Origin of the sequence: Verminephrobacter aporrectodeae subsp. tuberculatae At4, from assembly GCF_000193225.1 — a bacterium.
GTDB classification, from domain to species: Bacteria; Pseudomonadota; Gammaproteobacteria; order Burkholderiales; family Burkholderiaceae_C; genus Acidovorax; species Acidovorax aporrectodeae.
Genome location: NZ_AFAL01000092.1, coordinates 1 through 6,181 on the forward strand (window position 1 = coordinate 1; position 6,181 = coordinate 6,181).

At 64.9% G+C, this 6,181-nt stretch carries 4 protein-coding genes and 1 pseudogene; all 5 read left to right on the top strand.

Annotated features, from left to right (window positions below; all coding sequences use genetic code 11):
* Positions 1 to 195, top strand: a pseudogene (locus VTU_RS25565) (gamma-glutamyl-phosphate reductase); the annotation flags it as partial.
* A gap of 128 nt (positions 196 to 323) precedes the next feature.
* Entirely contained in the window at positions 324 to 1,613 is a 1,290-nt protein-coding gene (gshA, locus tag VTU_RS0103825) for a glutamate--cysteine ligase (protein WP_010100952.1), read from the top strand.
* 248 nt (positions 1,614 to 1,861) lie between these two features.
* Positions 1,862 to 3,730: a potassium transporter Kup gene (locus tag VTU_RS0103830; protein WP_029554083.1), complete on the top strand. Its 1,869-nt coding sequence runs from the start codon at positions 1,862 to 1,864 to the stop codon at positions 3,728 to 3,730.
* Positions 3,731 to 3,762: 32 nt separating this feature from the next.
* Positions 3,763 to 4,950 (top strand): benzoate/H(+) symporter BenE family transporter, encoded by a 1,188-nt coding sequence (locus VTU_RS0103835; protein WP_010100954.1) that lies wholly within the window; start codon positions 3,763 to 3,765, stop codon positions 4,948 to 4,950.
* Between the two features lie 37 nt (positions 4,951 to 4,987).
* Positions 4,988 to 5,944, top strand: coding sequence for a glutathione synthase (gshB, locus tag VTU_RS0103840; protein ID WP_010100955.1), 957 nt, complete (start codon positions 4,988 to 4,990; stop codon positions 5,942 to 5,944).
* Positions 5,945 to 6,181 lie beyond the last annotated feature (237 nt).

Consider the following 6,181-nt stretch of genomic DNA (forward strand, 5'->3'; position numbering starts at 1 on the left):
CGCTTTTTGCGCGAGGTCGATTCGGCCAGCGTGCTGGTGAATGCCAGCACGCGCTTTGCCGACGGCTTCGAGTACGGGCTGGGCGCAGAAATCGGCATCAGCACCGACAAGCTCCACGCGCGTGGACCGGTGGGCATCGAGGGGCTGACCTCGCTCAAGTACGTGGTGCTGGGCGAGGGCGAAGTCCGCAGTTGATGCCAAGGTACGCGGGGCGGGCAAGCGCATGGCCCGCTGTAACTGCCCAACCCCTGAGCGCATCCAGGCACGCAGTGACTGAACCCTGAGTCCCTACAATCGGGCGCCGGCGTTTCCCGAGGGCTCTTATGGTTCCGCATCTCATCACGGCCCTGACCGGGCCGATCAACGAATTCGAACAGCGCATTCTTGACGCGATGCCCGCGATCGAACGCTGGTTCCGGCTGGAATGGATGGAGCACACACCGCCGTTCTATACCTCGGTCGATATCCGCAACGCGGGCTTCAAGCTGGCGCCGGTGGACAGCAACCTGTTTCCGGGGGGCTGGAACCACCTCAGCACCGAAATGCTGCCATTGGCGGTGCAGGCGGCGATGGCGGCCATCGAAAAGATCTGCCCCGAGGCGCGCAACCTGCTGATCATTCCCGAGAACCTCACGCGCAACACCTTTTATCTGGCCAACGTGGCGCAGCTGGTGCGCATCTTCAACATGGCGGGCCTGAACGTGCGCGTGGGCTCGATCAACCCCGCGATCAAGAAGCCGACGCGGGTCGCGCTGCCCAATGGTGACGCCATCACCCTGGAGCCCGTGGTGCGCAGCAGGCGCCGCCTGGGCCTGAAGGACTTCGACCCCTGCACCATCTTGCTGAACAACGATTTGTCTGCGGGGGTTCCGGGCATTCTGGAAGAGATTTACGAGCAGTACCTGCTGCCCCCGTTGCACGCCGGCTGGAGCGTGCGCCGCAAGAGCACGCATTTCAAGAACTACGAGGCAGTGGCCAAGCGCTTTGGCAAGATGCTGGGCATCGACCCCTGGCTCATCAACCCCCTGTACGACCAGTGCACCGGGGCGCAACTGGGCGCGGGCCCGGGCATGGAGCCGTTGCAGACCTGCGTGGACGCCCTGCTGACCAAGATGCGCCGCAAGTACAAGGAATACGGAATCGACGAGAAGCCGTTCGTCATCGTCAAGGCGGACGACAGCAAGGCCAGCGTGGGCATCCTGACGGTGCGCGACGCCAAGGATCTGGATGCGCTCAAGCGCAGGGCGCGCAAGGCGCTGATCGGGGGGGACGGCCAGCCGGGCAGCGACCTCATCATCCAGGAGGGCGTGCTGACGCAGGAGCGGGTGCACGACGCCGTGGCCGAGCCCGTGGTCTACATGGTGGACCGCTACGTGGTGGGCGGCTTCTACCGCATGCACGCCGAGCGGGGCACCGACGAGAGCCTGAACACCCCGGGCGCGGGCTTTGTGCCGCTGGCCTTCGAGCACAGCGTGCACATGACCCAGCCCGGCGTGCGTCCCGGCGCGAGCGCGCCCAATCGCTTCTACATGTACGGCGTGGTCGCGCGCCTGGCCATGCTCGCGGCGAGCTACGAACTGGAGGCGACGAATCCGGACGCCGAGGTGTATTAGGTCCCCCCTGAGCCGCTGCGCGTCTTCCCCCCAGAGGGACAGCGGCCCGGCGAAACCGGCTCCGCGCGCTGGCCGCTGGTTTCATGCACCGGGGCGCGTGCAGCAGCGCAGTCAAGCGGTCAGTTGTTGCACCGCAACATGGAGCCTCCCCTCGGACGCCTGCTGCGGAGCGGGTGCAGCGCGGGCGCACAATAGCGCTCCCTAAAAAGTAACGGAACCCCGCCAGGCTCAGTGCGCGGGGATGGTCAGTGCAAAACTCCAAGTCATCGCTCGCGGTGCTCACGCTGGGCGCCGTTGGTGTCGTCTACGGCGATATCGGCACCAGCGTGCTGTACGCCGTCAAGGAGGTCTTCGGGTCCGGCCACGTGCCGTTCACCGAGACCAACGTCTACGGCATCCTCTCGATCTTCTTCTGGACGCTGACGCTCATCGTCTCGCTCAAGTACGTGGTGCTGGTGCTGCGCGCCGACAACCACGGAGAAGGCGGTCTGATCGCCATGCTGGCGCTGGCCTCGCAGGCCGTCAAGGACAAACCCCGCCTGCGGGCAACGCTGCTCGCAGTGGGCATCTTCGGCACCTCGCTGTTTTATGGCGACGGCGTCATCACCCCGGCGATTTCGGTGCTCTCGGCCGTCGAGGGGCTGGAGGTGATGTCGATCCACTCCAAGCGGTTCGTGATCCCGATCACGCTGGTGGTGCTGTTCTGCCTGTTCGCCGTGCAAAAACGCGGCACCGGTGGCATCGGCAAATTCTTCGGTCCCATCACCCTGGTGTGGTTCATCACCATTGCCCTGCTCGGCGTCTCGCACATCGTCGGACACCCCGAGATTCTGTGGGCCCTGAGCCCGTACCATGCGCTGAGCTTCATGTTCGCCCATCCGGGGACCAGCTTCATCATCCTGGGGGCCGTGGTTCTGTGCGTCACGGGCGCCGAGGCGCTGTACGCCGACCTGGGCCATTTCGGCAAGCGGCCCATCCGCCTGGCCTGGTTTGCCGTGGTCATGCCCGCGCTCACGCTGAACTACTTTGGTCAGGGGGCGCTGCTGCTCGTCGAGCCCGAGGCGATCCAGAACCCGTTCTACATGATGGCGCCCGACTGGGCGCTGATCCCGCTGGTGGTGCTGGCCACCATGGCCACGGTGATCGCCTCGCAGGCGCTGATCACCGGCGCGTTCAGCGTGACCAAGCAGGCGATCCAACTGGGCTACCTGCCGCGCCTGAACATCCAGCACACCAGCGTGCGCGACACGGGCCAGATCTACATACCGCTGGTCAACTGGGGGCTGTTCGTGAGCATCGTGCTGGCGGTGGTGATGTTCCGTTCGTCGAGCAACCTGGCTGCGGCCTACGGGATCGCCGTGACGCTGGACATGCTGATCACCACCACGCTGACCTTCTACGTGATCCGCTACGGCTGGGGCTACCCGCTGGCGCTGTGCGTCGCGGCCACCGGCTGCTTTGCCGTGGTGGACCTGGCGTTCTTTGCCTCCAACCTGCTCAAGCTGTTCCAGGGGGGCTGGTTTCCGCTCCTGATCGGTGGCATCGTGTTCTCCCTGATGATGACCTGGAAGGAAGGGCGCAGGCTGCTCAACGAGAAACTGCGCGCCGACGCCATCGACCTCAAAGCCTTTCTGGAGTCGGTCTTCATCAACCCGCCCACGCGCGTCGAGGGGACCGCCGTCTTTCTGACCGCCGAAACCGGTGCCGTGCCGAATGCGCTGCTGCACAACCTCAAGCACAACAAGGTGCTGCACCAGCAGAACCTGTTCGTCACCGTGCACAACCACGAAATCCCCTGGATCGGGCTGGACAAGAGGCTGCAGGTCGAGCCCCTGGGCCATGACTGCTGGCAGGTCATGATCCACTACGGATTCAAGAACGACCCGGACTTGCCGCGCGCGCTCGACCTGCTGCGCGGGCGCGGCTGCGAACTCGAACCCATGAGCACCAGCTACTTCCTGTCGCGCGATACCGTCATTCCCACCATCGGCAGCGGCATGGCCCCCTGGCGCGAAAAACTGTTTGCCCAGATGCACCACAACGCCAGCGGCGCCGCCGACTTCCTGCGCCTGCCGAACAACGCCGTGGTCGAACTGGGCTCGAAGATCGAAATCTGATTGCCACACCGGGCGATGCCAGAATCCTGCCCATGCAATTTTTCAAAGACCTGAGCCTCTCGACATTCGTCGCCGGGTTTGTTGCGGTGCTCGTGGGCTTTACCAGTTCGGTGGCCATCGTATTCCAGGCCGCGCAGGCGTTCGGCGCCACGCCGGCGCAGATCAGTTCCTGGCTGTGGGCGCTGGGTCTGGGAATGGGGCTGTGCTCGCTGGGGCCTTCACTGCTGCTGCGGCAGCCCGTCATGGTGGCCTGGTCCACGCCCGGCGCCGCCGTACTGGCAACGGCCGGGCTGGTGGGCGGCTTCAGCATGGGCGAAGCCATTGGCGCGTTCATGCTGAGCGCGGCGCTCATGATCCTGGCGGGAATCACCGGCTGGTTCGAGCGCGTGATGAACCGCATCCCCATGGAAATTGCCGCGGCGCTGCTCGCCGGCGTGCTGGCCCGGTTCGGCCTGCAGGCGTTCAGCGCCGCCCAGACGGCGCTGCCGCTGGTGCTCCTGATGCTCATGGCCTATCTGCTCAGCCGCAGGCTGGCGGCGCGCTACGCCGTGGTCATCACGCTCGTCGTCGCCGTGGTGTTCGTCGCCCTGCAAGGTCAGATGGTCTGGTCCGCAGTGCCTCTGGAACTGGCGATGCCGGTCTTCACGGCGCCCCGGTTCAGCGTGGCGGCCGCGGTCAGCCTGGCGATTCCGCTGTTCGTCGTCACCATGGCGTCGCAGAACCTGCCCGGTGTGGCGGTGATCCGTGCGTCGGGCTACGACATGCCCGTGTCGCGGCTCATCACGCTCACCGGTCTGGCGACCCTGGTGCTGGCGCCCTTTGGCGCCTTTGCGCTGAACTTCGGCGCCATCACGGCAGCCATGTGCATGGGACCCGAAGCGCACGAGGACCGCAGCCGGCGCTACACGGCGACGGTATCGTTCGGCATTTTCTATGTGGTGATCGGGCTTTTCGGTGCCGTGATCACCGGACTGCTCACCGCGTTTCCCCGGGAACTGGTGGCGGCCATCGCGGGCCTGGCGCTGTTGGGCAGCATCGGCAATGGTCTGGCCAGCGCATTGCGCGACGAGCCGTACCGCGAAGCCGCGCTCATCACCTTTTTGGTGACTCTCAGCGGCGTGGTCATTGCCGGCGTGGGGGCCGCATTTTGGGGCGTGGTCTGCGGCAGCATTGCACTGTTTGTGCAACAGTACCGGCGTTCGCGGGCCGGGGGTGGGTAGATCGGCTTCGGACGCATACCCTTTCTGATCCGAGACCATGAAACTGCTCTTCATCGCCGATCCCCTGCAAAGCTTCAAGATCTGCAAGGACACCACGTTTGCCATGATGCGCACGGCGCAGCAGCGCACGCACACCCTCACGGTGTGCGAGGTGCGGCACATCACATGGCAACGCGGCAGCCCCGTCAGCGCGCAGGTGCGGGACATCCAACTCACCGGCGACCCCATCCATTGGTACGCGGCCGAAACGCAGCGCAGCGCCATGCTGGCGGACTTTGACGCGGTGCTCATGCGCAAGGACCCGCCTTTCGACAGCGAGTACTTCTACGCCACGCACCTGCTGGAGCAGGCCGAGCGTGACGGCGCTCGGGTGTTCAACAGGCCGCGGGCCCTGCGCGATCACCCGGAAAAGCTGGCGATCATGGAATTTCCCCAGTTCATCGGCCCCACACTGGTGACGCGCGAGGCAGCGGACATCCAGCGCTTTCACGCCGAGCACCAGGACATCATCCTCAAGCCACTCGACGGCATGGGAGGCATGGGAATCTTTCGCGTGGGGCCCGACGGCCTGAATCTGGGCAGCATCACCGAGACCCTGAACCGCCATGGCGCCCAGAGCGTGATGGTGCAGAAATTCCTGCCGGAGATCGTCGAAGGGGACAAACGCGTCCTCATCATTGGCGGCAAGCCCGTGCCCTTCTGCCTTGCCCGCATCCCCCAGGGCAGCGAAGTGCGCGGCAACTTGGCGGCCGGAGGCAAGGGCGTTGCAAGGCCGCTGTCCGCACGCGACCGGGAGATCGGAGAAGCCCTGGGCCCGGTGCTGCACGAGCGCGGCCTGCTGCTGACGGGGGTCGACGTGATAGGCGACTGCGTGACCGAGATCAACGTCACCAGCCCGACCTGCTTCCAGGAGATCTTTGACCAGACGGGTTGCGACGTCGCCTCCCTGTTCATCGACGCCCTGGAGGCTGCGGTGGCTTCGCTGCGCCGCTGAATTTTTTCAGTCTCTTGGACTCCCCGATCGAATCCGGTGTATGATCGCGGGCTTCGCTCAGGGGAAGGGCTCCGAAGCTGTCGCAAGCGGTGAGCCCGGAACTGACTGAAGAGTAAAGTCAGAAAAAGTTTGACGCTTCTTCAGGAATTGCGCTAGAATCTGCGGCTTGGCCGATCGAGGCTGAGTTGGAAGGCAAGGAAACCCCGAGGGGCGACCTTGCAATCCGGATCATTAAAA

Bases quoted from the DNA above. Each gene is read 5' to 3' on its own strand.
- gshB (WP_010100955.1), top strand. From the start codon at position 4,988: ATGAAACTGCTCTTCATCGCCGATCCCCTGCAAAGCTTCAAGATCTGC.
- gshA (WP_010100952.1), top strand. From the start codon at position 324: ATGGTTCCGCATCTCATCACGGCCCTGACCGGGCCGATCAACGAATTC.
- VTU_RS0103835 (WP_010100954.1), top strand. From the start codon at position 3,763: ATGCAATTTTTCAAAGACCTGAGCCTCTCGACATTCGTCGCCGGGTTT.